This window comes from Rhizobium sp. BK212, from assembly GCF_014197475.1.
Classification (GTDB): domain Bacteria; phylum Pseudomonadota; class Alphaproteobacteria; order Rhizobiales; family Rhizobiaceae; genus Rhizobium; species Rhizobium anhuiense.
This window is the reverse complement of the sequence record NZ_JACIFS010000006.1, coordinates 336,224-362,862: the sequence shown is the minus strand read 5'-3', so window position 1 is coordinate 362,862 and position 26,639 is coordinate 336,224. Positions and strand designations below refer to the sequence as shown.

Here is a 26,639-nt window from a genome sequence, read left to right as displayed (position 1 = left end):
CGTTAAGGCGCTTCATCACGCGGAGGACCTCGCGCAGCGCCGAATTATTCAAAACCGAATTACTTCGGACGCTTCGCGCCGTACTTGGAGCGGCGCTGCTTGCGGTTCTTGACACCCTGGGTATCGAGAACGCCGCGGATGATGTGATAACGGACACCCGGAAGGTCCTTGACGCGGCCGCCACGGATCATGACGACAGAGTGTTCCTGAAGGTTATGACCTTCGCCGGGGATGTAACCAATGACTTCGAAGCCGTTGGTCAGGCGGATCTTTGCGACCTTACGCAGAGCCGAGTTCGGCTTCTTCGGCGTCGTCGTGTAGACGCGCGTGCAAACGCCGCGCTTCTGCGGGTTCTCCTGGAGTGCGGGAACCTTGTTACGCTTTACGTTCGCCTGGCGAGGCTTGCGGATCAGCTGGTTTACGGTAGGCATTCAACCATCCCTTACGTTTTATCTCAGTACCCTTGCGGGCTTGAACTCGCGCCGTCTCCGGCAGTGACGCACGCTTTCCGTCAATGCGCAAAATATGGCCCGATCCGCTTCCGCAGATGGACCACAAGGAGCAGAGGACGCATAGAATATGCGTCGTGCGTGCAGCATCATGACTTCAACGTGCGTTTAGAACCTTGTTTGAGGTGAACTTCAGGGCGCGTCGCCCCGAACAGCCAAGCCTCACATGGGATCTGATGGCCGGGGTACTACTGGTTTCCACCCATCTCGTCAAGGCCGGTTAAGAAATAAACTCGCCGCATCGCCTTGATATGCGGGCCTGACGCCCTGTTTTCACCCTCCTAGACGAATTCACAGCCGTGCGCCAAGATAAAAACTTGGGCATCGCAGCAAAAGCAGCTAAGGAATCAGCAATTGCAGCGCTCGGCCCTCGCAGGGGATTCGAGCGAGCGAATCGTCAAAGAGCCGAAGGACAGGCGATGATCACGACACCTGATAACGACAATAATTTCGATGGTCCGATGATCTTCATCATCATCGGCAAGGGCTACGAGTCCGACGCCAGCGAAGGCATCGACCTGCATATCATGCTGAAGGCGCCCGACGACGACACCGCCGTCCGCGAAGCCCTGAACGCCCTTGCCGAGGAAGGCTTCATCGAGGCCGATCTCGACCAGATCGGCATGCTGACCGAGGTGCCTGCCGAAGAGCCGCACGCCTCCGCCTATCAGGGCGCCGTCGACGGCGAAGTCGCGATCATCCGCTTCAACTGACGGGAGCCGCGCAGCGCCCTCCCTCCCCGCCCGACCAAACAGAGCAGACCAAAAACGAAAACCGCCCGGATCGCTCCGGGCGGTTTTTCAATTCAACGACTTCAGCCGGCGGATTATTCCGCAGCCGGAGCCTTTTCGGCCATGTCCTGCAGCATCGGCGTAGCAACGGCAGCCCCGGTGCCCTTGCGGCGCTCTTCGAGGATCATCTCGTCGCGCGACGTGGCGATGCGGCGGATCTGGGTCATGGTGCCGCCGGTGCCGGCCGGGATGAGGCGACCGACGATGACGTTTTCCTTCAGACCCTGCAGGCCGTCGGTCTTGCCGGCGATCGCAGCTTCCGTCAGCACCTTGGTCGTTTCCTGGAAGGACGCGGCCGAGATGAAGGACGGGGTCTGCAGCGACGCCTTGGTGATGCCGAGAAGAACCGGATCGCCGTAGGCGGGCTTCTTGCCCTGCTCGATCAGATGATCGTTGACGTCTTCGAGCTCGATCCGGTCGACATTGTCGCCGACGATATAGGTCGAGTCGCCTGCATCGGTGATTTCCACCTTCTGCAGCATCTGACGGACGATCACCTCGATGTGCTTGTCGTTGATGACAACGCCCTGCAGGCGGTAGACTTCCTGGATCTCGTTGACGAGGTAGGAGGCCAGAGCCTCCACGCCCTTGATCGCCAGGATGTCGTGCGGAGCCGGGTTACCGTCGAGGATGTAGTCACCCTTTTCGATATAGTCGCCTTCCTGAAGGTGGAAGGGCTTGCCCTTCGGGATCAGGTATTCGACAGGCTCGACACCGTCTTCCGCCGGCTCGATGATGACGCGGCGCTTGTTCTTGTAGTCGCGGCCGAGGCGGATCGTACCATCGATCTCCGCGATGATGGCATGGTCCTTCGGACGACGGGCTTCGAACAGTTCGGCAACACGCGGCAGACCGCCGGTGATGTCCTTGGTCTTGGCGCTTTCCAGCGGCGAACGCGCGAGAACGTCACCCTGGGAGACCTTGGTGCCCGGCTCGACCGACAGGATCGCGTCGACCGAGAGCAGGAAGCGGGCGTCACCGCCACGCGACAGCTTGGCGACATTGCCGCTGGCATCCTTGATGACGATCGCCGGCTTGAGGTCCGAACCGCGGGGGGTCGAACGCCAGTCGATGACCTGACGCTTGGTGATGCCGGTGGATTCGTCGGTCGCTTCCAGAACGGAGAGACCGTCGACCAGGTCTTCGAACTGAACGGTACCGGCTACTTCCGTCATCATCGGACGGGTGTAGGGGTCCCACTCCGCCAGACGCTGGCCGCGCTTGACCTTGTCGCCTTCGTCGACATGCAGCTTCGAACCGTAGGCCACACGCTGCGACGACCGCTCGACACCACGTTCGTCCAGGATCTGGACGGTCATGTTGCGGCCCATGGCAACGAGGTTGCCATCGGAGTTGCGCAGGATGTTGCGGTTCTTGATCTGCACCGTACCTTCATACGAGGCTTCGAGGAACGACTGGTCGACCACGGTTGCCGTACCGCCAAGGTGGAAGGTACGCATGGTGAGCTGGGTGCCCGGTTCACCGATCGACTGAGCTGCGATGACGCCGACGGCTTCGCCCATGTTGACAGGCGTACCACGCGCGAGGTCGCGGCCGTAGCAGACCGAGCAGACGCCCGTCTGGATTTCGCAGGTCAGTGCCGAGCGAATCCGGATCGACTGGATACCGGCCTTCTCGATTTCGACGACATCGGGCTCGAGGATCATCTTACCGGCATCGACGATGCGCTCACCGGTGATCGGATGATCGATATCGTCGAGCGCCGTACGGCCGAGGATGCGAGCACCGATCGAGGCAACGACCTGGCCGGCATCGACGATGGCGGTCATGGTGAGGCCCGTCTGCGTTCCGCAATCGACGTGCGTGACGATGCAGTCCTGCGCGACGTCGACGAGACGGCGCGTGAGGTAGCCGGAGTTGGCGGTCTTGAGCGCGGTGTCTGCCAGACCCTTGCGGGCGCCGTGCGTCGAGTTGAAGTACTCGTTGACGGTCAGGCCTTCCTTGAAGTTCGAGATGATCGGCGTCTCGATGATTTCGCCCGACGGCTTGGCCATCAGGCCGCGCATGCCGCCCAGCTGACGCATCTGGTTCGGAGAACCGCGGGCGCCGGAGTGGCTCATCATGTAGATCGAGTTCATCGGCTTCTGACGACCGGTCTTCTCGTCGAACTCGACCGCCTTAATGCGGGCCATCATCTCTTCGGCGACCTTTTCGGTCGCCTTGCCCCAGGCGTCGACAACCTTGTTGTACTTTTCGCCCTGGGTGATCAGGCCGTCATTGTACTGCTGCTCGTATTCCTTCACCAGGCTTTCGGTGTCGGCAACGATCTTGGCCTTGGCATCCGGAATGACCATGTCGTCCTTGCCGAACGAAATGCCGGCGCGGCAGGCATGGGAGAAGCCGAGCTGCATGATGCGGTCGCAGAAAATGACCGTGTCCTTCTGGCCGCAGTGGCGATAGACCGTGTCGATCATCTTGGAGATGTTCTTCTTGGTCATTTCCTGGTTGCAGATGTCGAAGGGCACCTTGCCGTTCTTCGGCAGCAGTTCGCCGATGAGCAGACGGCCAGGCGTCGTCTCATAGATCTTCGAGTAGGGCTTGCCATCCTCGTCGATCGACTTGAAGCGGCCGCGGATCTTGGTGTGCAGCGTCACGACCTTGCTTTCGAGGGCGTGATGCAGTTCACCGAGGTCGGAGAAGGCCATGCCTTCGCCCGGCTCGTTCTGGTTCAGGATCGACAGGTAGTAGAGGCCGAGAACCATGTCCTGCGAGGGAACGATGATCGGCGCACCGTTGGCCGGATGCAGGATGTTGTTGGTCGACATCATCAGCACGCGGGCTTCGAGCTGGGCTTCGAGCGACAGCGGCACGTGAACGGCCATCTGGTCACCGTCGAAGTCGGCGTTGAAGGCCGTGCAGACGAGCGGATGCAGCTGGATCGCCTTGCCTTCGACCAGGGTGGGTTCGAAGGCCTGGATGCCCAGGCGGTGCAGCGTCGGCGCACGGTTCAGGAGAACCGGATGCTCGCGGATGACCTCGTCGAGGATATCCCAGACTTCCGGCTTTTCCTTTTCGACCAGCTTCTTGGCCTGCTTGACGGTCGAGGAATAACCCTTGGCGTCGAGGCGGGCATAGATGAACGGCTTGAAGAGCTCGAGCGCCATCTTCTTCGGCAGGCCGCACTGGTGCAGCTTCAGTTCCGGGCCGGTGACGATGACCGAACGACCGGAATAGTCGACGCGCTTGCCGAGCAGGTTCTGGCGGAAGCGGCCCTGCTTGCCCTTCAACATGTCGGAGAGCGACTTCAGCGGACGCTTGTTGGCGCCGGTGATGACGCGGCCGCGGCGGCCGTTGTCGAACAGCGCGTCAACAGATTCCTGCAGCATGCGCTTTTCGTTGCGGATGATGATGCCCGGCGCGCGAAGCTCGATCAGGCGCTTCAGGCGGTTGTTACGGTTGATGACGCGGCGGTAAAGATCGTTCAGATCCGACGTCGCGAAACGGCCGCCGTCGAGCGGAACCAGCGGACGCAGGTCCGGCGGAATGACCGGGACGACCTTCATGATCATCCATTCCGGACGGTTGCCCGACTCCATGAAGTTCTCGACGATCTTCAGGCGCTTCATCAGCTTCTTCTGCTTGAGATCCGACGTGGTGTCGGCAAGCTCGGAACGCAGGTCGCCAGCGATCTTTTCGAGGTTCATCGAGGCCAGCATCTCGTAGATCGCCTCAGCGCCGATCATCGCGGTGAACTGGTCTTCGCCGTATTCGTCGACGGCAAGCATGTACTCTTCTTCCGAGAGGAGCTGATGCTCCTTCAGGGCGGTCAGGCCCGGCTCGGTGACGATGTAGTTTTCGAAGTAGAGGACGCGCTCGACATCCTTCAGCGTCATGTCGAGCAGCGTCGAGATGCGCGATGGCAGCGACTTCAGGAACCAGATGTGGGCGACGGGAGCGGCGAGCTCGATATGGCCCATGCGCTCACGGCGAACGCGCGACAGCGTGACTTCGACGCCGCACTTTTCGCAGATGATGCCCTTGTACTTCATGCGCTTGTACTTGCCGCACAGGCATTCGTAGTCCTTGATCGGCCCGAAGATGCGCGCGCAGAACAGACCGTCGCGTTCCGGCTTGAACGTACGGTAGTTGATGGTTTCCGGCTTCTTGATCTCACCGTAGGACCAGGAGAGGATCTTCTCCGGAGACGCGATCGAAATCCGAATGGAATCGAAATTCTGTGCAGGCACCTGCGGATTGAAAAGATTCATGACCTCTTGGTTCATGCCTGTCTCCTTCATGGGCTAAAGCGCCCTCAAAATGCGATGGTCGGCGGCAATTTCCCGGGAGCCGCCTCCCTCGCTTAAACGAGAATAACCGCAAGATGCGGCGAAACTTCCCTCCCGGGCCGACACCGATACGGCGCCCGGCGGGACCGGCGTGCGCCGCATTGGCAGCGCACGCCCTATCAAGTGCTTACTCGGCCGCGTCGGGCAGCTGGGCTGCCTGCGCCTCGTCAAGCTTGGTGTTCTCGAGCTCGACGCTGAGGCCCAGCGAGCGCATTTCCTTGACGAGAACGTTGAAGCTTTCCGGAATACCGGCTTCGAACGTGTCGTCTCCGCGGACGATGGCTTCGTAGACCTTGGTGCGGCCGGCGACGTCGTCCGACTTCACCGTCAGCATTTCCTGCAGCGTGTAGGCGGCGCCGTAAGCTTCGAGCGCCCAGACTTCCATTTCGCCGAAGCGCTGACCGCCGAACTGCGCCTTGCCGCCCAGCGGCTGCTGGGTCACGAGCGAGTAAGGACCGATCGAACGGGCATGGATCTTGTCGTCGACCAGGTGGTTGAGCTTCAGCATGTAGATGTAGCCCACGGTCACCTGGCGGTCGAACTGCTCACCGGTACGGCCGTCATAAAGCGTCGACTGACCGGTATCCTTGAGACCTGCCAGACGCAGCATGTCGTTGACGTCGCCTTCATGCGCACCGTCGAAAACAGGCGTCGCAATCGAAACGCCGCGCTTCCACTGGTCGGCGAGACGCAGGACCGACTCATCGTCGAAGTCGTGGACCTGTTCGGCCTTCGGACCGTCACCGACGACATCGCCGATGGTCTTGCGCAGCGGCTCGATGTTGCCATTGGCCTTGTAGGCTTCGATCAGTTCGCCGATCTGGCGACCCATGCCGGCGCAAGCCCAGCCCAGATGCGTTTCCAGGATCTGGCCGACGTTCATGCGCGAGGGCACACCGAGCGGGTTCAGAACGACGTCGACATGCGTGCCGTCTTCGAGGAACGGCATGTCCTCGACAGGTACAATGCGCGAGACCACGCCCTTGTTCCCGTGACGGCCGGCCATCTTGTCGCCCGGCTGGATCTTGCGCTTCACGGCGACGAAGACCTTGACCATCTTCATGACGCCAGGAGGCATTTCATCGCCGCGCTGGACCTTCTCGACCTTATCCATGAAGCGCTGTTCGAGGCGCGACTTCGATTCGTCGTACTGGCCGCGGAGTGCTTCGAGCTCGCCCTGGACCTTCTCGTCCTCGACCGCGAACATCCACCACTGCGAGCGGGGATATTCGGAGACGACGGCGTTCGAAAGCTCGGTGCCCTTCTTGAAGCCCTTCGGGCCGGCAATGGAGACCTGGCCGCGCAGCATGTCAATCAGACGGCCGTAGACGTTACGGTCGAGGATCGCCTGCTCGTCGTCGCGGTCCTTTGCAAGACGCTCGATCTCTTCGCGCTCGATCGCCATCGCGCGCTCGTCCTTCTCGACGCCATGGCGGTTGAAGACGCGGACTTCGACGATCGTGCCGTAGGTGCCGGGCGGCATGCGCATGGAGGTGTCGCGCACGTCGGAGGCCTTTTCGCCGAAGATGGCGCGCAGAAGCTTTTCTTCCGGCGTCATCGGGCTTTCGCCCTTCGGGGTGATCTTGCCGACGAGGATATCGCCCGGCTGAACTTCGGCGCCGATATAGACGATGCCGGCTTCGTCGAGGTTCTTCAGCGCTTCTTCCGAAACGTTCGGAATATCGCGGGTGATTTCCTCGGGACCAAGCTTGGTGTCGCGCGCCATCACTTCGAATTCCTCGATGTGGATGGAGGTGAACACGTCGTCGGCAACGATACGTTCGGAGAGCAGGATCGAGTCTTCGTAGTTGTAGCCGTTCCAGGGCATGAACGCGACGAGCGCGTTGCGGCCGAGCGCCAGGTCGCCGAGATCGGTCGACGGACCGTCGGCGAGAATGTCGCCGCGGTTGACGACGTCACCGACGGTGACCAGCGGACGCTGGTTGACGCAGGTGTTCTGGTTCGAACGCTGGAACTTCTGCAGACGGTAGATATCGACGCCGGATTTGCCGGCTTCGAGGTCTTCCGTGGCGCGGATAACGATACGCGTCGCGTCGACCTGGTCGACCACGCCGCCGCGACGGGCGCCGATGGCGGCGCCGGAGTCACGGGCGACGACCGGCTCCATGCCGGTACCGACGAACGGGGCTTCGGCACGCAGAAGCGGCACGGCCTGACGCTGCATGTTCGAGCCCATGAGCGCGCGGTTGGCGTCGTCGTTTTCCAGGAACGGGATGAGCGCTGCTGCGACCGAAACGACCTGCTTCGGCGAAACGTCCATCAGGTTCATGCTGTCGCGCGGGGCGAGCATGACTTCGCCGGCATGACGGCAGACGACGAATTCGTCGACGAAGGAACCGTCGGCATTCATTTCGGCGTTGGCCTGGGCGACGTAGTACTTCGCCTCTTCCATGGCGGAGAGGTAGAGCACGTCGTTCGTCACCTTGCCGTCGACGATGCGGCGGTACGGGCTTTCGATGAAGCCGTACTTGTTGACGCGGGCAAAGGTCGCAAGCGAGTTGATGAGACCGATGTTCGGGCCTTCCGGCGTTTCGATCGGGCAAATGCGGCCATAGTGGGTCGGATGCACGTCGCGGACTTCGAAGCCGGCGCGCTCACGGGTCAGACCGCCCGGACCGAGAGCCGAAAGACGGCGCTTGTGGGTGATTTCCGAGAGCGGGTTGACCTGGTCCATGAACTGCGAGAGCTGCGAGGAGCCGAAGAATTCGCGGACGGCGGCGGCTGCCGGCTTGGCGTTGATCAGATCCTGCGGCATGACCGTGTCGATCTCGATCGAGGACATGCGTTCCTTGATCGCGCGTTCCATGCGCAAGAGGCCGAGACGGTACTGGTTTTCCATCAGTTCGCCGACCGAACGGACGCGGCGGTTGCCGAGGTTGTCGATGTCGTCGATCTCGCCCTTGCCGTCGCGCAGTTCGACCAGCATCCTGACCACGGCCAGGATGTCGTCCTTGCGCAGGATGCGGACGGTGTCTTCGACGGTCAGGTCGAGGCGCATGTTCATCTTGACGCGGCCGACGGCGGAGAGGTCGTAACGCTCCGCATCGAAGAACAGCGAGTTGAACATGGCTTCGGCCGATTCCATGGTCGGCGGCTCACCCGGACGCATGACGCGGTAGATGTCGAACAGAGCGTCCTGACGGTTCTCGTTCTTGTCGGCGGACAGCGTGTTGCGGATATAGGCGCCGACATTGATGTGGTCGATGCCGAGAACCGGGATCTCGTCGAAACCGTTCGACAGGATGACGCCAAGCGTCTTCTCGTCGATTTCGTCGCCGGCCTCGAGATAGATTTCACCTGTGGAGTAGTTGACGATGTCTTCGGCAAGGTAGTTGCCGTAAAGGTCGTCGTCGCCGGCCTTCAGCGCCTTCAGGCCCTTGTCGGAGAGCTGGCGCAGCAGGCGCGGGGTCAGCTTCTTTCCGGCTTCCACCACGACTTCGCCGGTATCGGCGTCGACCATCTCGGTGATCGCCTTGGCGCCCTTCAGCGTTTCCGGCTTGAAGGGAATGCGCCAGCCTTCGCCGTCGCGCTTGTAGAGCGACTTCGTATAGAAGGTGTCGAGGATTTCCTCGCCGTCCATGCCAAGCGCCATCAGCAGCGACGTGACCGGAATCTTGCGGCGGCGGTCGATACGGGCGTAGACGATGTCCTTGGCGTCGAATTCAATATCGAGCCAGGAACCGCGGTAAGGAATGACACGCGCAGCAAAGAGCAGCTTGCCGGACGAATGGCTCTTGCCCTTGTCATGGTCGAAAAAGACGCCCGGCGAACGGTGCATCTGGGAGACGATCACGCGCTCGGTGCCGTTGACGATGAACGTGCCGTTATTGGTCATGAGCGGCATGTCGCCCATGTAGACGGACTGTTCCTTGATGTCCTTGATCGACTTCGCGCCCGTATCTTCGTCGATATCGAACACGATGAGGCGCAGCGTCACCTTCAGCGGCGCTGCATAGGTCAGGTCGCGCTGACGGCATTCGTCGACGTCGAACTTCGGCGGTTCGAACTCGTAGGACACGAATTCCAGCATGGAAGCGCCGGAGAAATCGGTGATCGGGAAAACCGACTTGAAGACGGCCTGAAGGCCCTCGTCGGGACGACCGCCCTTCGGCTCTTCAACCATCAAAAACTGGTCGTAGGACGCCTTCTGAACCTCGATGAGGTTCGGCATTTCTGCGACTTCGGGGATCTTACCAAAAAACTTGCGTACGCGCCTGCGACCGTTGAACGAAAGGGTCTGAGCCATCGTCGCTCCTTCAAAATCTTGCACCCGGGCCTGCAACGGACGGGAACCGATGGCCAGTCGATCCCGTCAATCAATGAGTAATTCAATCTCGTCCGACTCCCGAAAACGCTCAGCTCGGATTGCTGTGCTGCCTTCGGTGCGAGACTATCCTTTTGAAGAACCCATTACCCAAAAGCCGTTTTGACGCGGCTTTTGGGTAATTCGTTCAGAAAAACGGCAAATGGGAGGCAGTAGATGCTGCCTCCCAAAAGCAGTTCAAGATTACTTGACGTCGGCCTTGGCGCCAGCGTCTTCAAGCTTCTTCTTGATGTCAGCGGCTTCAGCCTTGTTGACGCCTTCCTTGACAGCCTTCGGAGCGGCCTCGACGAGGTCCTTGGCTTCCTTGAGGCCGAGACCGGTGATGGCGCGGACTTCCTTGATGACGTTGATCTTGTTGGCACCAGCGTCGACGAGGATGACGTCGAATTCGGTCTTTTCTTCTTCAACGACAGCAGGGCCAGCACCACCGGCAGCGGCAGCAACAGCTACCGGAGCAGCAGCGGAAACGCCCCACTTTTCTTCGAGAAGCTTCGACAGTTCTGCAGCTTCCAGAACGGTCAGCGAGGAGAGGTCGTCTACGATCTTTGCGAGATCAGCCATTTTACTAGTTCCTTTTGTTCGGTTCGAACCGGTTGATTATAAACAGCGAAAAACCGCCTTACGCGGCTTCGTCCTTCTTGGCGTAGGCCGCAAACACGCGAGCAAGCTGGCTTGCCGGTGCTGCAACAACCCCAGCGATGCGGGTAGCCGGTGTCTGGATCATGCCCAGCAGCTTCGCACGCAGCTCGTCGAGCGAAGGCAGGGTCGCAAGCGACTTGACTGCTTCGGCGTTGAGCGTGGTTGTTCCCATGGCGCCGCCCAGAACAATGATCTTGTCATTGGTCTTGGCGAAATCCATGACGACCTTCGGAGCAGTGATCGGGTCATTGCTGTATGCAATCAGCGTCTGACCTTTGAAGAGATTGGTAATCCCTTCCGCTTCCGTACCCTGAAGGGCAATTTTGGCCAGGCGGTTCTTCGCGACTTTGACGGTACCGCCAGCTGCACGCATCTTCGAACGAAAATCGTTCATCTGCGCGACTGTGGCACCAGCATAGTGGGCCACGACAACTGAGCCCGAAGCCTTGAAGACTTCGTTCAGTTCCGTGACGAATTCGCGTTTTTCCGCTCTTTCCACTGCCTATCTCCAGTTGGCAGGACCGAAATCGGACCTGCCGGGTTGCCTTTGCCTCCTGGGATCATGTGAGATCCCAAGCGACGCTTGAGGATCCTGTCCCCCCGCGCTCCCGCGCCAATCAAGGCTAAAGAGGCACAAGGCATCCAAGGCTCGAACCGAGTTACGAGAAGCGAACTTCATGCAATTCGGGTCTTACCCGTCTCATGCAGGCCAAGTGATTAAGGGAAAACCACCTGCAATCTCGGACAGGATTCCGGATTTCTCCGGAATATTCCGGCCCCTTGCGAGGCCGGAAATTCAGTCGCCGGGCTCAAAGCCCGACCATTGCGCCCAAGTCCTTGGGCGCGAACTTATGCAGTCGGAGCTGCGGTGACCGAGCCGACTTCGATCTTGACGCCCGGGCCCATGGTCGAGGAAATCGCCACGCGCTTGACATAGTTGCCCTTGGCGCCAGCCGGCTTTGCCTTGATGACGGCGTCAGCGAAGGCGCGGATGTTTTCTTCCAGAGCCTTGGCGTCGAAAGAGGCCTTGCCGATACCGGCATGGACGATGCCAGCCTTCTCGACGCGGAACTCGACAGCGCCGCCCTTGGAAGCCTTGACGGCTCCGGCGACGTCCATGGTGACGGTGCCGACCTTCGGGTTCGGCATCATGCCGCGGGGGCCGAGAACCTTACCGAGACGGCCGACGAGCGGCATCATGTCGGGGGTGGCGATGCAGCGATCGAATTCGATCTTGCCGCCCTGGACGATTTCGACGAGCTCTTCAGCGCCGACGATATCAGCACCGGCAGCCTTGGCTTCATCAGCCTTGGCGCCACGCGCGAAGACTGCGACGCGAACCGTACGGCCTGTGCCGTTCGGCAGGTTGACGACGCCGCGAACCATCTGGTCCGCATGGCGCGGGTCGACGCCGAGGTTCATCGAGACTTCGATGGTTTCGTCGAACTTGGCGACAGCCCGTTCCTTGACCATGCCGATGGCCAGGCTCAGAGCGTAGAGCTTGGTGGGATCAACACCTTCGTTGATCTTCTGCGTGCGCTTACCAGCCATGATCTTAACCCACCACTTCCAGGCCCATGGCGCGGGCAGAGCCCTCGATCATCGCCATTGCACCTTCGATATCCGCTGCGTTCAGATCCTTCATCTTGGCTTCTGCGATCGTCTTGATCTGAGCCTTGGTGAGGGAGCCGGCCTTGGCGCCCTTGCCGGGCGTCTTGGAACCGGACGTGATCTTCGCTTCCTTCTTCAGCCAGTAGCTGACCGGAGGCTGCTTCATCGCGAAGGTGAAGGACTTGTCCTGGTAATAGGTGATGACGACCGGAATCGGCATACCCTTTTCCATTTCCTGCGTGGCGGCATTGAACGCCTTGCAGAATTCCATGATGTTAATGCCACGCTGACCAAGCGCCGGACCAATCGGCGGGGACGGGTTTGCCGATCCTGCCTTGACCTGAAGCTTGAGCTGGCCTGCAACTTTCTTAGCCATATCTCTCTGCCTTTCATGAACGGCCGGTCGCCCGGCCCGTGATGCCGGATCTCTCCGGCGGCTGCGGTTGCGTGGTGCGGATCGTTAGGGTCCGGCTAAGACCCCTCACCTTCCACGCGGATGCGGACAAAGTCCGCAGGAAACAGGCCGCAAGGGCCAGCCTCCAGTCTCTGCAATCAGACCTTCTCGACCTGAGCGTATTCCAGCTCGACCGGCGTTGCGCGGCCGAAGATCGACACTTCCACCTTCAGGCGCGAACGTTCTTCGTCCACATCCTGAACCGTGCCGTTGAACGACGCGAATGGGCCGTCGGAAACGCGGACCTGCTCGCCGATCTCGAAGGTAATGGAGGCCTTCGGCCGCTCGACACCTTCCTGGACCTGACCGAGAATGCGCTCGGCTTCGTAATCCGGAATCGGAACGGGCTTATTGTCGGAGCCGAGGAAACCTGTGACCTTCGGCGTATTCTTGATCAGGTGATAGGCTTCATCCGTCAGATTGGCGCGAACCATGACGTAGCCCGGGAAAAACTTGCGCTCCGAATCGACCTTGCGGCCGCGACGCACTTCCACCACCTTTTCGGTCGGCACGAGGATCTTCTCGAACAGGTGCTCCAGCCCCTTCTGGCGAGCCTTGTTCTCGATGTCTTCAGCCACCTTCTTTTCAAAATTAGAATATGCGTGGACGATGTACCAACGTGCCGCCATTTTCATCTCCACCCGTATCAGTTGCCGGTATTCAGCACGAAGCTCAGAACCCAGCCAATCAGCTGGTCAGCGGCAAAGAAAAACAGCGCGGCGAAAACCACCATCACAAGCACCATAACCGTCGAGATCATCGTCTCGCGGCGCGACGGCCATGTAACTTTGGACGTCTCGGAGCGAACCTGCTGCAGAAACGCAAACGGATTGGATTTGGATGCCATCGACTGCCCACGCAATTACGGCGCGTAAAGCTGAAACTATCAGCCCCACGCACCGCGTGTCTGTTGAACCCTAAATAAACACCGATTTCCGAATACACAAGAGGGAAACCGAAGTTTAACGAAATTACTTACCACCCATCAATCCCCGGCCGGAATGCCGCGAGCATGTCCGCGCTGTCCCGCATCAAGGAGAATGGCAGGGGCAGTAGGGCTCGAACCTACGACCTGCGGTTTTGGAGACCGCCGCTCTACCAACTGAGCTATACCCCTTCATACCTGTCATTCAGCGCCAGGGCCAAGGCCCGCAAATCGCTGCTGAAAAGCATGGCGCTCCCTTTAAGACGACGGCACGGGATTGGCAAGCACGATTTTCGATTTTCAAAGCCATTCTCCTCATATGCGAGCAGTAGGCTTTTCCACCGCGCGACCAAGATCCGTTCAGAGGTTCACATATTTCCGCCAATCGTGCTCTTCCTTAAAGCCCAGCACCTCGCGAATCTTGCGGTTGGAGAGCAGACCCTCATATTCGCCGATCTCGCGGGTGAAGGGCACGTTCGGGAAGAATCGCTTCGCAAGCTCCTTCGACGGCGTGTTGGCCGAGACAGTGTCGTTGGCGGCGTTGAAGACCTGATAGCCTAGGCCGTCCTTCTCGATGCACAGATGGCAGATCTGTCCGAGGTCGCGGGCGTCGATATAGCTCCAGGCGATGCGCTTGCGCATCTCAGGATTGGCGAAAAAGGTGGGGAATTTCTCGTATTCGTGCGGCTCGATGACGTTGCCGATGCGCAGCGCATAAATGTCGAAACCCGAGCGTTCGGCAAAGGCGCGCGCCGTCTTTTCGTTGACCACCTTGGAAAGGCCGTAAGAATCCATCGGATTGACGTCGTAGTCCTCCTCCAGCGGGAAATGGTGGAAATCGCGATGGCCTTCGGCGAAGCAGACGCCGTAGGTCGTCTCGCTCGACGCGACGATGATCTTCCTGATGCCGAGCTTCACCGCCGCCTCGATAACATTGTAGGTGCCCATCGTGTTGATGCGGAAGGTTTCGTTGTCGGGCTTGATCAGAATGCGCGGGATGGCGGCGAAATGCACGACGGCATCAAAGGGCTGCACGCCCCTGCCCGCATCGAGATCGGGAAAATCGCGATGCATCGAGAGCGCGTTGAAGACCTGACCGCTGTCGGTGATGTCGGCGATGAGATTGGTGACGCCGGGGCTATCCAGCGGCACGAGATCGAGGTTGTGAACCTCGTAACCGGCATTGACGAGCCATGGCACAGTATGGCGACCTGCCTTGCCCGAACCGCCCGTGAACAGAATGCGTCTCTTCATGGAATATCCTCCGCGTCATGAAATCGGAGGCATAGTGAGACGCTTCCGCGCGAAGAGCAAGCGAGCGTCGTGCAAGGGTTCACCCCCGCGTCGCCAGGAGCATCCTATCCGGGAGCGCCTGGCCGATCATTTCCGATCATCGCAGAAGGCTGCGATGCTCTGCAAGGGTCGTCACTTGACGACACTTACCTCCAGCGTCGTCACTTGACGACGCTTAACTCCAACGTCGTCACTTGACGACGCTTATCTCGTTGACCTGCACTCCGGCTGCCTGAACAACCTCTTGCGGAATTGCAGCGATGAAAAACATCGTGAAAACATACATAGCGAATATCGTCGCAGCGAATGTGGCCTTTGGAATCATCCGGGCTCTCCTCTTTGCAAGAAGGAGTCTGGACTAAAATGGGCCATTCACAAACCGGTTTCTGAATGTGAGATGAACAAAATACTGTGACAGGCCAATTTAACGATATTTTTACAACACCTGTTAAACCTACCGGAAGCGATGAAAATGAAAAACCCCGCTGTTTCCAGCGGGGTCTTCATAATTGCGGATAACTCGAAAGTTACTCGACGATCGAAGCGACGATACCGGCGCCGACGGTGCGGCCGCCTTCGCGGATAGCGAAGCGCAGCTTTTCTTCCATCGCGATCGGAACGATCAGCTCGACGGCAACCGTGACGTTGTCGCCCGGCATAACCATCTCCGTGCCTTCCGGCAGCGTCACAATGCCCGTCACGTCGGTCGTGCGGAAGTAGAACTGCGGACGGTAGTTGGTGAAGAACGGCGTATGACGGCCACCCTCTTCCTTCGTCAGGATGTAGGCTTCCGCCATGAACTTCTTGTGCGGCTTGACAGAACCCGGCTTGCAGAGAATCTGACCACGCTCGACGCCGTCACGGTTCACACCGCGGATCAGCGCGCCGATGTTGTCGCCGGCCTGGCCCTGATCGAGCAGCTTGCGGAACATTTCAACGCCGGTCACCGTCGTCTTCGAGGTCGGACGGATGCCGACGATCTCGACTTCTTCGCCAACCTTGACGATGCCACGCTCGACGCGGCCGGTCACAACCGTGCCGCGGCCGGAGATCGAGAACACGTCTTCGATCGGCATCAGGAACGGCTGGTCGATCGGGCGCTCAGGCGTCGGGATGTAGGCGTCAACCGCAGCCATCAGCTCGCGGATCGCGTCTTCGCCGATCTTCTTGTCCGAATCTTCGAGAGCAGCAAGCGCCGAACCCTTGACGACCGGGATATCGTCGCCCGGGAAGTCGTAGGACGACAGCAGTTCGCGAACTTCGAGCTCGACCAGTTCGAGAAGCTCGGCGTCGTCAACCTGGTCGACCTTGTTCAGGAACACCACGATCGCCGGAACGCCGACCTGGCGGGCCAGAAGGATGTGTTCGCGCGTCTGCGGCATCGGGCCGTCAGCGGCCGAGCACACCAGGATCGCGCCGTCCATCTGGGCAGCACCGGTGATCATGTTCTTGACGTAGTCGGCGTGGCCGGGGCAGTCGACGTGCGCGTAGTGGCGGGCCGGCGTCTCATATTCGACGTGGGCCGTCGAAATGGTGATGCCACGAGCCTTTTCTTCCGGAGCCGCGTCGATCTGGTCGTACGCCTTGAACTCACCGAAGTACTTCGTGATCGCTGCCGTCAGAGACGTCTTGCCGTGGTCAACGTGGCCGATCGTGCCGATGTTGACGTGCGGCTTGTTGCGCTCAAACTTACTCTTTGCCATTTGAATGCTTCCTGTGAACGAAATGGTGGGCCCCGGCGAACCGGTTTAGTGCCGCCGTTTAAGGCTTTCGGCGACATTGCGCAAGACTTAATTGCAGACGCCATTCTTGGCCTGACAGCGCATATGGGAGACAATTCGCCGCCTGCAAGGCGATTCGCCTAAGTGCCCTCGAAAATCCCTGAAATCTCAGAGAAAATCGCATGGACGACTGGGGGACGAAGCTCAGACGGTCGGCGCCGACCGCCCCTCGCCCGTCAGGCGATGGCCGCCATCGTGGAATTCACCGCCAGCGCGGAAACATCCAAAAACTACCGCGGCGGCGGTCGTATGAACTGGCTTCAGGGAAACTGGAGCGGGTAGCGGGAATCGAACCCGCGTATTCAGCTTGGAAGGCTGCTGCTCTACCATTGAGCTATACCCGCGGGGTGGTCCGATCCGATGACGAATGGTGGAGAGAGTTGGATTTGAACCAACGTAGGCTGAGCCAACGGATTTACAGTCCGTCCCCTTTAACCACTCGGGCATCTCTCCAGTTTTCGTCCGGATCGCTAGACCAAGTTCGTCAGACTTCGAAGCGTTGCCGCCCGTCGTCTGCGCCGCGTATATGACCGGAGCATTTCAGTCTGTCAACACGATGACAACGGAAAAAACACGAAAAATTTCATTCGCCGCCGAAAGCCGGCATATGAAAGAAAGCCTATGCGGCGGCGAGCGCCATAGCTATAAAGCCGCATGAGCAAAGACAACAAATCCGGCGGCAAGTCCGCGACAGACCCATCCGCCAAGGATACGCATTACGCCAATCTGCGGCGCGCCCACCGTGACGCCAAGCGCGAACGCGGCGAGATTCCGACACCTCAGCCGCAGAAGCGCAGGCGCGGGGCTGAGGACTGGAAGCCGCCGGCTCTTGCCCCCGATCAGGTGCATCTCTACGGCCTGCATACGGTGCGCGCCGCCCTCGACAATCCCGAGCGCAGGAAGATCAAGCTGTTCGTGACGCAGAATGCGCTGGCGCGGCTCGAAGTCGACGTCGAAACGCTCGGCATTCCCTTCGAAATCGTCTCGCCGCAGGAGATCGATAAGGTGCTCGGCCCGGAAGCGATCCATCAGGGCGTCATGCTGGAAACACGGCCGCTTCCGGTACGCCGGCTCGAAGCGCTGAAGGACAGCCCTCTCCTGCTCGTCCTCGATCAGGTGACCGATCCGCACAATGTCGGCGCGATCATGCGTTCAGCCGTCGCCTTCAATGCCGGCGCCGTTATCACCACCCAGAGACATAGCCCGACCGAGTCAGGCGTGCTCGCCAAGTCCGCCTCCGGCGCGCTGGAGCTGATACCTTATATACAGGTCACCAATCTCGCGGATGCGCTCGGCGAATTGCACAAGCTCGGTTTCTCCACCATCGGCCTCGATTCGGAAGGGCCGGCGCCGCTCGAAGGCACCTTCTCTGGCGAGAAGGTGGCGCTGGTGCTCGGCTCCGAGGGCAAGGGACTTCGGCAGAAGACGCGGGAAACCGTCAACGCACTTGCCCGCCTCGATATGCCGGGCGCGATCAAATCGCTCAACGTCTCGAATGCCGCAGCGATCGCGCTTTATGCGGCGCGTCTCCACCTGAAGGCATAGGCTGGCCTGCTCGGACGCCGCGCTCCTGCTCAGCTCGGCGTCTGGCAGCTGGCAGGTCCGTCCAGCGGTCGGCGCAGTGTATCGCCGGCCACATAGGCCACCTCAACGGGATAGACGATCACGCTCGGCAGCTTCTCGATTTCACCAGCGTGGCCGGGGCTGCGTTTGATTTCCGCCTTGTAGGCTGAGGCACAATCCGGCAGCTGCTTCAGCGGCAGCCCGGTGTCGGCGGCGATCGCCTTTGCGCAGGCAGCACCATCGAGATAGAGCGAGCAGGACGCCGTGTAGACGCGGCGGAAGTCGAGGGTCAGCTCCCCCTTCCCGCTCCTTATCGCGGCAAAATTGTCGCCCTCAAACGAATCGTCGAGTAGCCGCTCGCCCGTCGCCGCATCGTAGACGACGAAAGGCAGTCCGCCGTTCCACCCGTCCGCTGCCCGGAAGAAGACGAAACCGCCGCTGACGCCCATGAGATAACCGGCTATATCGTCCTCGATCACCCGCTCGCGTTCGTCGGCGCGCTCACAGGGCGCATCGGCGGCAAGCAGCGCCAGCTTTTCGGCTCCGACCTCGCCGAGATCGACTTCCTTGACCATGAAGGCGGGATAACGGCTGCAGGTGATCTTCGGCTTTGCATCAGGATTGAGTTCGTCCTTCGGCAGCGCGACGACGTCCACTTTTATCGGCCTGTCGAACGGTGCCGGGCTTTCGGACGCTCCGGCCAAGGAAATCAGTGCCGCAAGGATAGTCGATGTCTTGATCGTCCGCTTCATCACAGTCCGCCTCTGAAATGCTTCGGTATCTCTGACATGGTTCGATCCGGCGCGACAGATGGGAAACGGATGCCGGCAAGACCCGTGCAACGCCTGGCCGATGCCGGAGAAATCCACTTTTGCCTTGGAAAGACCTTCCGGAACACTATGATCGGGCGATGACCGGTTGGCGCGACCGGTCAGAAGCAAGAAGGAACGATTCCCATCATGGCCATTCGACCGCTGATTTTCGGTATCCTCTTCGTCGCGGTCTTCGTCGTGATTATTCTCAGCATCATCTGGGTGGACACCTCGCATCCCATCCACCAGCCCGATCCCCTGTCGCCGACGGCGCCCGGCCCCGCGACGCCGGGACCGGTGCAATAATCCCGGCCGGAACGCGGAGGGCGCTTACGCGTTAAAGAATCGAACGAGGATTGAACGCTCATGCGCATAATGATCGCCGTCGTCGCCTTCATGGTCGTCTCCGTGCTCAGCATCGCGATGATGTCGCCATCGGGCGCCGGAGAGACCGGCAATGGCGACAGGATCGAGGCGAGCGTCAATGAACCTATCGCGCATTAAAATAAAGGCCCGAATGATCCGGGCCTTTATCTTCAGCTGCGGTAGAGCCAGAAAGGCATGCCGCGATCACGATCGCGCCACTCGCGGCGTTCCTGCCAACGCTCGGCACGCCACCGCCGCCAATGACGGCGATCATCGCGCCAATCGGAGCGGCGCCAATCGCGCTCGTCGCGCCAGCCACGGTCGTCACGCCAGCCACGGTCGTCACCATCGTCACGGTCGCGATCACGTCGCCAGCCATCACGAATTTGAACGATATCGCCCTGTGCCGACACTGCCGGCCGCTCGACCGGCATGGCGGCCGCCGGTGCGACGGACGCGAAAGCCCCACCGACTGAAATGGTTGCGGCGAGAAAGAGATGTGCGAGCCTCATGGCTGTTTCCTCATTGATGATGAGGCGAAGATAGTCGGGCGCGGCTGAATTGGCGCTGAAGCAGCCCTTCACGCGCGGTTCATCGAGCGATGCGGGCTATTAAAAAAATCTGCTGGGTGCGATCGAACAAAGCAGTGTCGAACCGAGGTTATGGCCTGCGAAGGCGGCGCCTCCGCTTAGCAGCTTTCTTCAGCTCGCCGAGCCGAAGCTCACAGAGCGTAGGCTGGTGCCCCCGCCAGGGTTCGAACCCGGGACCCCCTGATTACAAATCAGGTGCTCTACCAACTGAGCTACAAGGGCAATAATTGCCCAACTAGCAGATTCTATGATTCTGTAAAGGGAAATCCGTGCCTGCGCGAACAGGTCGGCTGCGGCTCAAAACGCTTCGCGGCAGAAAACGTCCTTGTCGTACAAGGCCTTTATCCTTTAGCTAGGACAGCATCATAAAGGGCATTGCATGGGCCGTTCATTTCAGACGCTATCCTTTCTCGCCTCACCAACGACGGAGGCGCTTGCCGCTCGCGAGGAGCTGATTCGCCTCTATGGTGACGTGCCGGCTGACGAAGCCGACGTCATCGTCGCGCTTGGCGGCGACGGTTTCATGCTGCAGACGCTGCACCACACCATGAACTCCGGCAAACTGGTTTACGGCATGAATCGCGGTTCGGTTGGATTCCTGATGAACGATTATCGCACCGAACAGCTTCAGGAACGCATCTGCCTCGCCGTCGAAAACGTCTTCCGGCCATTGCAGATGACGACGGCCAATGCCGACGGCACCAACTCGACGGCGCTGGCCATCAACGAGGTCTATCTTTTTCGCCAGTCCTATCAGGCGGCGAATCTGCGGGTCATGATAGATGGGCGCGTCCGCCTGGAGGAACTCATCTGCGACGGGCTGATGGTGGCGACACCGGCCGGATCGACGGCCTATAATCTTTCCGCCCATGGCCCGATCCTGCCGCTCGAAGCGCCGCTGCTCGCGATGACGCCGGTCAGCGCGTTCAGGCCGCGGCGCTGGAGGGGCGCGCTGCTTCCGAACAAAGTGACCGTCGATATCGACATTCTCGAGCCGGAGAAGCGGCCGGTGAACGCCGTGGCCGACAATACCGAGGTCAAGTCGGTGCTGCATATCCGAATCGCCCAGTCGGAGCATATGACGGCGCGCATCCTCTCCGATCCCGACCGCTCCTGGTCCGACCGTATTCTCGCCGAGCAGTTCAAGGATTGAGACGATGGCCATGCGAGGGATATTGACGACCACCATTTTCCTATTGGGATGGTCGGTCGCAGCCGCCCCGGCGCAGGATGCCATCCTGCCGGCATCGGTGATTTTCGCGACCAGCACCGGCTATTGGGAGGATGACGGCAACGCACCTGATGTCGAGCGGGCGCCGATGGGTGCCGAGAGCGTCGCCAACCCCGAGGGAAAGGCCACCCAGCGCCACGGCTACTACAAGCTCTTTGCCGTCCGCCAGGCCGACAGGACCTCGAAGGTCTACCTGCAGCAGATTGCCCAGACAGAGACCGGCCCGGCGATCGCCTCGACCATCGAACTGCAGGAAATCAGCGACCTGAAGCCTTACGTTACCGATATACGCCCGGAGAATTCGAACGGCATCATCAAGGAGCCGGGGCTGTTTGCCACGATCTATCTGAAGACCGATCCCGCCGCCGAGCCGGATAGCTGGACCGTGCTGATCGACGAATTCGGCGACATCACCGTGGAGAAGGCGACGAATTGAACGGCTGGGAATTGTTCGGAGAGACATCTGGGCGATGAAACTGGGCTATCGCGAGGGCATCCTCTACGACAAGAAGAGGTCGAATTGGGACGCAGCCGGCCCCAGGCCGATCAACTGGTCGCTCTGGTACCCGGCTGCCGATGACGCCCGGGAAAGCGATATAACGGAAAGAAGCTGGTTTCAGAAGGCGACTGTTGCCCGCGATGCGCCCATCCGGCCGGCGGCCCGGCCCTACCCCCTCGTCCTTCTGTCGCACGGCACCGGCGGATCCGCGGCCGGACTGGAGTGGCTGGCGCGACGCCTGGTCGATCGCGGATTTGCAGCGCTCGGCGTCAGCCATCACGGCAATACCGGTATCGAGCCCTATCGCGCCGAAGGTTTTGCCTGCCTTTGGGAGCGGGCACCCGACCTCAGCTACATGCTCGACCACAGCGATGACTGGCTCGGCAATCTGTCGGGCCATATCGAAACGGCCCGCGTGTTTGCGGCCGGATTTTCGGCCGGAGCCTATAGCGTGATGCTGCTGCTTGGCGCTATCGCCCAGTTCTCGCAGTTCGAACCGTCCAGGATGAAGCCGGATGGTGCGCGCGGACCAAGGGAATTTCCCGACCTTGCCGACCATATCCCGACATTGCTGCGCACCAGCGAGGTGTTTCGCGATTCATGGTCGCGCGTGTCGCAGTCCTACCGGGACGAGAGAATCAAGGCCGCGCTCGTCTGCGCGCCGGGCCGGTCCGTTCTCTGTTTCAGCGAGGAAAGCCTGAAGGCTGTCGATGCGCCCGCCCTCATCCTGGTCGGCGATGCCGACAGGGCGGCACCGGCCGAAGAATGTTCGTCATGGCTGCATGCGCGGCTGCGGCACAGCGCTCTTAAGATCTTCGGCGGCGGCCTTGGACATTATGTCTTCGTGCCGGAGGGCACGGCGCTCGGCCTCGCCTTCGCGGCAGAACTTTTTATCGATCCCCCGGGCATCGAGCGCGCCGCCATTCATGACGAGATTGCCGATCTGTCGGCCGCGCTGTTTCAAGACAGCGACGTCAGCGCCATGGTCTGAGCAAAAGAAAAGCCCCGTCTCCGGGGCTTTCGTGTCTCGATTCTGCTGTACCCTATCAGTCGACATCCTCGACGACCGCGTCGGCGGCGCCGCTGATGCGGTGGGCAAGGGCTGCTTCCATGAACTCGTTCAGATCACCGTCGAGCACATCATCCGGGGCGCTGCTGGCGACGCCGGTGCGCAGGTCCTTCACCAACTGGTAGGGCTGCAGCACGTAGGAGCGAATCTGGTGGCCCCAGCCGATATCCGTCTTGGAGGCGGCTTCGGCGTTGGCGGCGTCCTCACGCTTCTTCAGTTCCGCTTCGTACATGCGGGCACGCAGCATGTCCCACGCCTTGGCGCGGTTCTTGTGCTGCGAACGCTCCTGCTGGCACTGCACGACGATACCAGTCGGGATATGCGTGATGCGCACGGCCGAGTCGGTGGTGTTGACGTGCTGGCCGCCGGCGCCCGACGAACGATAGGTATCGATGCGGCAGTCGCTTTCGTTGATCTCGATCTGGATCGAGTCGTCGACAACCGGATAGACCCAGATCGACGAGAATGAGGTGTGGCGGCGCGCATTGCTGTCGTAAGGCGAGATGCGCACCAGCCGGTGCACGCCCGATTCCGTCTTCAGCCAGCCATAGGCATTGTGGCCCTTGACGAGCAGGGTCGCGGATTTGATGCCCGCTTCTTCGCCGTCATGGACTTCGAGAAGCTCGACCTTGAAACGCTGGCGTTCGGCCCAGCGGGTGTACATGCGCAACAGCATGTTGGCCCAGTCCTGGCTTTCGGTACCGCCGGCGCCGGAATGGACTTCGAGATAGGTGTCATTGCTATCGGCTTCGCCGGAGAGCATCGCCTCCACCTGGCGGCGGGCGGCCTCGGCCTTCAAGGCCTTCAGCGTGTCCTCGGCTTCCTTGACGACGCCCTGGTCGCCCTCTTCCTCGCCAAGCTCGATCAGCTCGATATTGTCGTTCAGCTGCTGTTCGAGTTGCTTGACGCCGTTGATGCCGTCATCGAGCTGCTGGCGCTCGCGCATCAGCTTCTGCGCTTCCTGTGCATCGTTCCAGAGGTTCGGATCCTCTGCCTTGTTGTTCAACCAGTCCAGTCGTCTTATCGCCTGGTCCCAGTCAAAGATGCCTCCTCAGCAGGGTGATAGCCTGCTTGGTTTCATCGACTACGTTTTCGATTTCCGCTCGCATTTTCCGCTTCTCTGCTCGGTCTCTTCAAGTGCTGGTTTACGTCTTTGTTTCACGCAATTCCGGACGCAAAACCGCTGCGCACTTTTGCTGGAAATGCTCTAGAGACGCCCGCCGCGGATGTAAAGGGCCGCGGCAAGCGTTCCAAAATTCGGCGACGGTCAGAACAGGCCGGGCGTTCCGGTCTGGACGGCTTGGTTGGCCTGCGGCGAGGTCTTCAGGATCTCCTCCGGCGCCATGGTGCTGTCCATGCCGATGACGGAGAAGCTGTCGGCCGGGCCGGTGCCGGGCTTGAAAGCCTCGACAATGGTGTTCGGATCGCCGTCCGCGGCAGCCATGCCGGTCTTGCGGTCGATCGGGATCAGGTTCATGCCGGGCGGGATGACGAATTTGGATTCCGGCGTATCCTTGACGGCGGCCTGCATGAATTCGTTGAAGATCGGGGCGGAGAGACCGCCGCCGGTGCCGCCGCGGCCGAGCGGGGCCGGCGTATCGAAGCCCATATAGAGGCCGGCAACCAGATCCGGCGTGAAGCCGACGAACCAGGCATCCTTCTCGTCGTTGGTGGTGCCGGTCTTGCCGGCGACGTCGCGGCCGCCGAGGTCGATCTTGCCGGCGGCGGTGCCGCGCTGGATGACGCCCTGCATCATCGAGGTGATCTGGTAGGCGGTCATCGGGTCGAGAACGGTTTCGCGATTGTCGACGACATTCGGCTCTTCCTGGTTCTGCCAGTCACCGGCATTGCAGCCCTCGCACAGACGTTCCTCATGCTTGAAGATCGTCTTGCCATAGCGGTCCTGAATACGGTCGATCAATGTCGGCTTGATCTGCTTGCCGCCATTGGCGATCACCGAATAGGCCGAGACCATGCGCAGCACCGTCGTGTCGCCGGCGCCGAGCGACATGGAGAGAACCGGCAGCATGTGATCGTAGATGCCGAAGCGCTCCGCATATTCGGCGACGATGTTCATGCCGAGATCATTGGCGAGGCGCACCGTCATCAGATTGCGCGAATGCTCGATGCCCGAGCGAAGCGTCGAGGGCCCGCCGACTTCGCCGCCGTAGTTTTCCGGCTTCCAGACCTGGCCGCCCGAGACGATCTCGATCGGCGCATCCATGATGACGGAGGCCGGCGTATAACCATTGTCCATCGCCGCCGCATAGACGAAGGGCTTGAACGAGGAGCCCGGCTGGCGCATCGCCTGGGTGGCGCGGTTGAATTCGGACTGCGAGTAGGAGAAGCCGCCGACCATGGCCAGCACGCGGCCGGTCTTCGGGTCCATGGCGACCAGGCCGCCCTGCACCTTCGGCGGCTGCTGCAGGCGGTAGGAGGTTGAGGCGTCGTCGCCGAGCTTTGCGACATAAACGACGTCGCCGGGGGCCAGGACGCCGACCGGCGACTTCGCGGTCTTGCGGGCGCCGTCGGCCGAACGGAAGGCCCACTGCATGTTCTTGGCATCGATCGTGCCGCGTTGACGCTCAGCCGCGACCTTGCCGCTTCCATCCTTGGCCGGCTGCAGGCCGATGTCGACATTGCTGTCGGACACGGCGAGCACGACGGCAAGCCGCCATTCCGGTACGTCGGACAGTGCGGGGATATCGGCAAGCGCCTTGCCCCAATCACCGCTTGCATCGATCTGCTTGAGGGGGCCGTGGAAACCTCGGCGCTCGTCATAGGTGACCAGACCGTCCTGCAGCGCCTTGCGGGCAGCGAGCTGCATCTGCGGATCGAGCGACGTGCGCACTGAAAGGCCGCCCTCATAGAGGACCTTTTCGCCATATTGGTCGATCAGCTGGCGACGCACGGCTTCGGCGAAATAATCCGATGCAAAGAGCGACGGTCCGGTGGTGCGGGCGGTGACGCCGAGCGGCTGCTTCTTGGCTTCCTCGCCGTCGCTCTGGCTGACATAGCCGTTCTCGACCATGCGGTCGATCACCCAGTTGCGGCGCTCGAGCGCAGCTTCCGGGTGGCGGAAAGGATGATAATTGGCGGGGCCCTTCGGCAGCGAGGCCAGGTAAGCTGCCTCGGCGACGGTCAGTTCGGTGACGGATTTGTTGAAATAGGTGAGTGCTGCGCCGGCGATGCCATAGGAATTCAGGCCGAAGAAAATCTCGTTCAGGTAGAGTTCGAGGATCTTGTCCTTGCTATAGGCCTGCTCGATGCGGAAGGAGAGGATCGCTTCCTTGATCTTGCGGTCGATCGTCTGGTCCGAGCTCAACAGGAAGTTCTTGGCGACCTGCTGGGTGATGGTGGAGGCACCGACCGGACGGCGGCCGGAGCCGAAATTCTGCAGGTTGACGAGGATTGCGCGGCCGAGACCGGTAAGATCGACGCCCGGGTGATTGTAGAAATTCTTATCTTCGGCCGACAGGAAAGCGGCCTTCACGCGGTCGGGAATGGCCTGGATCGGCAGGAAAAGACGCTTTTCCTTGGCGTATTCGGCCATCAGAGCGCCGTTGCCGGCATGAACGCGGGTGGTCACCGGCGGCGCGTAGCTGTTCAGAACGGCATAGTCCGGCAGATCCCTGGCGACATTGGTGATATAGATGGCAACACCCGCCGCCGCGACCAGAAACAGGACGCAGGCCATTCCGAAGAAATATCCAAAAAGTCTAACCATATTTCAGCTACCGGTCTTTTCGATCTTCAATCGGCGCAGACGCAACGATTGCATGGATCAAGGCAATTTGCACGTTGCGCGGCTTACTCCATGAGCGTTACCGCCACAAGCCGATTCCGCGCCTCAG

The 26,639-nt window shown here is 60.6% G+C and carries 23 protein-coding genes and 4 tRNA genes; 7 read left to right on the top strand and 20 right to left on the bottom strand.

Going from position 1 to position 26,639, the window contains the following annotated elements; all coding sequences use genetic code 11:
• Positions 1–59: 59 nt before the first annotated feature.
• A complete protein-coding gene (gene rpsL / locus FHT79_RS21110; protein ID WP_003547537.1) occupies positions 60–431 on the bottom strand; it encodes a 30S ribosomal protein S12 in 372 nt (123 codons plus the stop codon).
• A 497-nt stretch (positions 432–928) separates the two neighbouring features.
• On the opposite strand from rpsL, the gene FHT79_RS21105 reads away from it, so the two are divergent.
• Positions 929–1,222: a hypothetical protein gene (locus FHT79_RS21105; RefSeq protein WP_028757598.1), complete on the top strand. Its 294-nt coding sequence runs from the start codon at positions 929–931 to the stop codon at positions 1,220–1,222.
• Positions 1,223–1,335: 113 nt separating this feature from the next.
• Here the strand turns inward: FHT79_RS21105 and rpoC are convergent, their stop codons facing one another.
• The 14 genes from rpoC to FHT79_RS21040 all read right to left on the bottom strand — a co-directional run bounded on the left by rpoC (position 1,336) and on the right by FHT79_RS21040 (position 17,108).
• Entirely contained in the window at positions 1,336–5,544 is a 4,209-nt protein-coding gene (gene rpoC / locus FHT79_RS21100) for a DNA-directed RNA polymerase subunit beta' (RefSeq protein WP_047620027.1), read from the bottom strand.
• Between the two features lie 190 nt (positions 5,545–5,734).
• Positions 5,735–9,874, bottom strand: coding sequence for a DNA-directed RNA polymerase subunit beta (rpoB, locus tag FHT79_RS21095; RefSeq protein WP_047620020.1), 4,140 nt, complete (start codon positions 9,872–9,874; stop codon positions 5,735–5,737).
• 261 nt (positions 9,875–10,135) lie between these two features.
• On the bottom strand, positions 10,136–10,513 hold the full coding sequence (gene rplL, locus FHT79_RS21090; protein WP_028757409.1) for a 50S ribosomal protein L7/L12: 378 nt from the start codon (positions 10,511–10,513) through the stop codon (positions 10,136–10,138).
• A 58-nt stretch (positions 10,514–10,571) separates the two neighbouring features.
• A complete protein-coding gene (rplJ, locus tag FHT79_RS21085) occupies positions 10,572–11,090 on the bottom strand; it encodes a 50S ribosomal protein L10 (RefSeq protein ID WP_028757410.1) in 519 nt (172 codons plus the stop codon).
• Between the two features lie 350 nt (positions 11,091–11,440).
• Entirely contained in the window at positions 11,441–12,142 is a 702-nt protein-coding gene (gene rplA, locus FHT79_RS21080) for a 50S ribosomal protein L1 (RefSeq protein ID WP_047620022.1), read from the bottom strand.
• A gap of 4 nt (positions 12,143–12,146) precedes the next feature.
• Positions 12,147–12,578, bottom strand: a complete 432-nt coding sequence (rplK, locus tag FHT79_RS21075; protein ID WP_047620024.1) for a 50S ribosomal protein L11 — start codon at positions 12,576–12,578, stop codon at positions 12,147–12,149.
• Positions 12,579–12,754: 176 nt separating this feature from the next.
• Positions 12,755–13,285, bottom strand: a complete 531-nt coding sequence (gene nusG / locus FHT79_RS21070; RefSeq protein WP_003547516.1) for a transcription termination/antitermination protein NusG — start codon at positions 13,283–13,285, stop codon at positions 12,755–12,757.
• A gap of 17 nt (positions 13,286–13,302) precedes the next feature.
• On the bottom strand, positions 13,303–13,503 hold the full coding sequence (gene secE, locus FHT79_RS21065; protein WP_003573826.1) for a preprotein translocase subunit SecE: 201 nt from the start codon (positions 13,501–13,503) through the stop codon (positions 13,303–13,305).
• 194 nt (positions 13,504–13,697) lie between these two features.
• Positions 13,698–13,773, bottom strand: a tRNA-Trp gene (locus FHT79_RS21060).
• A 168-nt stretch (positions 13,774–13,941) separates the two neighbouring features.
• Positions 13,942–14,835, bottom strand: coding sequence for an NAD(P)-dependent oxidoreductase (locus FHT79_RS21055; RefSeq protein WP_047620026.1), 894 nt, complete (start codon positions 14,833–14,835; stop codon positions 13,942–13,944).
• Positions 14,836–15,064: 229 nt separating this feature from the next.
• Positions 15,065–15,199, bottom strand: a complete 135-nt coding sequence (locus FHT79_RS32415) for a hypothetical protein (RefSeq protein ID WP_010069473.1) — start codon at positions 15,197–15,199, stop codon at positions 15,065–15,067.
• 202 nt (positions 15,200–15,401) lie between these two features.
• The gene (gene tuf, locus FHT79_RS21050; RefSeq protein WP_028757605.1) at positions 15,402–16,577 is read right to left on the bottom strand and encodes an elongation factor Tu; all 1,176 of its coding nucleotides are present in this window, start codon (positions 16,575–16,577) and stop codon (positions 15,402–15,404) included.
• Between the two features lie 348 nt (positions 16,578–16,925).
• Positions 16,926–16,999 (bottom strand) — tRNA-Gly (locus FHT79_RS21045).
• 24 nt (positions 17,000–17,023) lie between these two features.
• Positions 17,024–17,108 (bottom strand) — tRNA-Tyr (locus FHT79_RS21040).
• A 201-nt stretch (positions 17,109–17,309) separates the two neighbouring features.
• On the opposite strand from FHT79_RS21040, the gene rlmB reads away from it, so the two are divergent.
• Positions 17,310–18,200 carry a 23S rRNA (guanosine(2251)-2'-O)-methyltransferase RlmB gene (rlmB, locus tag FHT79_RS21035; RefSeq protein ID WP_183904039.1) on the top strand — a complete coding sequence of 297 codons (891 nt, stop codon included), beginning with the start codon at positions 17,310–17,312 and terminating at the stop codon, positions 18,198–18,200.
• A gap of 29 nt (positions 18,201–18,229) precedes the next feature.
• Here rlmB and FHT79_RS21030 read toward each other — a convergent pair whose 3' ends face one another.
• Positions 18,230–18,970: a hypothetical protein gene (locus tag FHT79_RS21030; protein WP_063474328.1), complete on the bottom strand. Its 741-nt coding sequence runs from the start codon at positions 18,968–18,970 to the stop codon at positions 18,230–18,232.
• A 207-nt stretch (positions 18,971–19,177) separates the two neighbouring features.
• Between FHT79_RS21030 and FHT79_RS21025 the strand changes: the two genes are divergently transcribed.
• Positions 19,178–19,336 (top strand): hypothetical protein, encoded by a 159-nt coding sequence (locus FHT79_RS21025; RefSeq protein WP_164735933.1) that lies wholly within the window; start codon positions 19,178–19,180, stop codon positions 19,334–19,336.
• Positions 19,337–19,396: 60 nt separating this feature from the next.
• Complete coding sequence (locus FHT79_RS21020; protein WP_164735934.1) at positions 19,397–19,534, top strand: hypothetical protein; 138 nt, start codon at positions 19,397–19,399, stop codon at positions 19,532–19,534.
• Between the two features lie 32 nt (positions 19,535–19,566).
• Here FHT79_RS21020 and FHT79_RS21015 read toward each other — a convergent pair whose 3' ends face one another.
• The gene (locus FHT79_RS21015; RefSeq protein WP_174824454.1) at positions 19,567–19,980 is read right to left on the bottom strand and encodes a hypothetical protein; all 414 of its coding nucleotides are present in this window, start codon (positions 19,978–19,980) and stop codon (positions 19,567–19,569) included.
• A 152-nt stretch (positions 19,981–20,132) separates the two neighbouring features.
• A tRNA-Thr gene (locus FHT79_RS21010) sits at positions 20,133–20,208 on the bottom strand.
• A 157-nt stretch (positions 20,209–20,365) separates the two neighbouring features.
• On the opposite strand from FHT79_RS21010, the gene FHT79_RS21005 reads away from it, so the two are divergent.
• The 3 genes from FHT79_RS21005 to FHT79_RS20995 are packed head-to-tail and all read left to right on the top strand — an operon-like array spanning position 20,366 to position 22,707.
• Complete coding sequence (locus FHT79_RS21005; protein ID WP_047616590.1) at positions 20,366–21,139, top strand: NAD kinase; 774 nt, start codon at positions 20,366–20,368, stop codon at positions 21,137–21,139.
• A 4-nt stretch (positions 21,140–21,143) separates the two neighbouring features.
• Positions 21,144–21,653, top strand: a complete 510-nt coding sequence (locus FHT79_RS21000; RefSeq protein ID WP_047616589.1) for a hypothetical protein — start codon at positions 21,144–21,146, stop codon at positions 21,651–21,653.
• Positions 21,654–21,687: 34 nt separating this feature from the next.
• Positions 21,688–22,707 (top strand): dienelactone hydrolase, encoded by a 1,020-nt coding sequence (locus tag FHT79_RS20995; RefSeq protein WP_183904038.1) that lies wholly within the window; start codon positions 21,688–21,690, stop codon positions 22,705–22,707.
• Between the two features lie 55 nt (positions 22,708–22,762).
• Here FHT79_RS20995 and prfB read toward each other — a convergent pair.
• Both prfB and FHT79_RS20985 read right to left on the bottom strand, forming a co-directional pair.
• Positions 22,763–23,894 (bottom strand): peptide chain release factor 2 gene (prfB, locus tag FHT79_RS20990; RefSeq protein WP_164735935.1). Its coding sequence is split into 2 segments (ribosomal slippage): positions 22,763–23,824 and positions 23,826–23,894, totalling 1,131 coding nucleotides; the frame shifts between segments, so codons are not numbered across the junction.
• 158 nt (positions 23,895–24,052) lie between these two features.
• On the bottom strand, positions 24,053–26,512 hold the full coding sequence (locus FHT79_RS20985) for a penicillin-binding protein 1A (RefSeq protein WP_047616584.1): 2,460 nt from the start codon (positions 26,510–26,512) through the stop codon (positions 24,053–24,055).
• Positions 26,513–26,639: the final 127 nt, after the last annotated feature.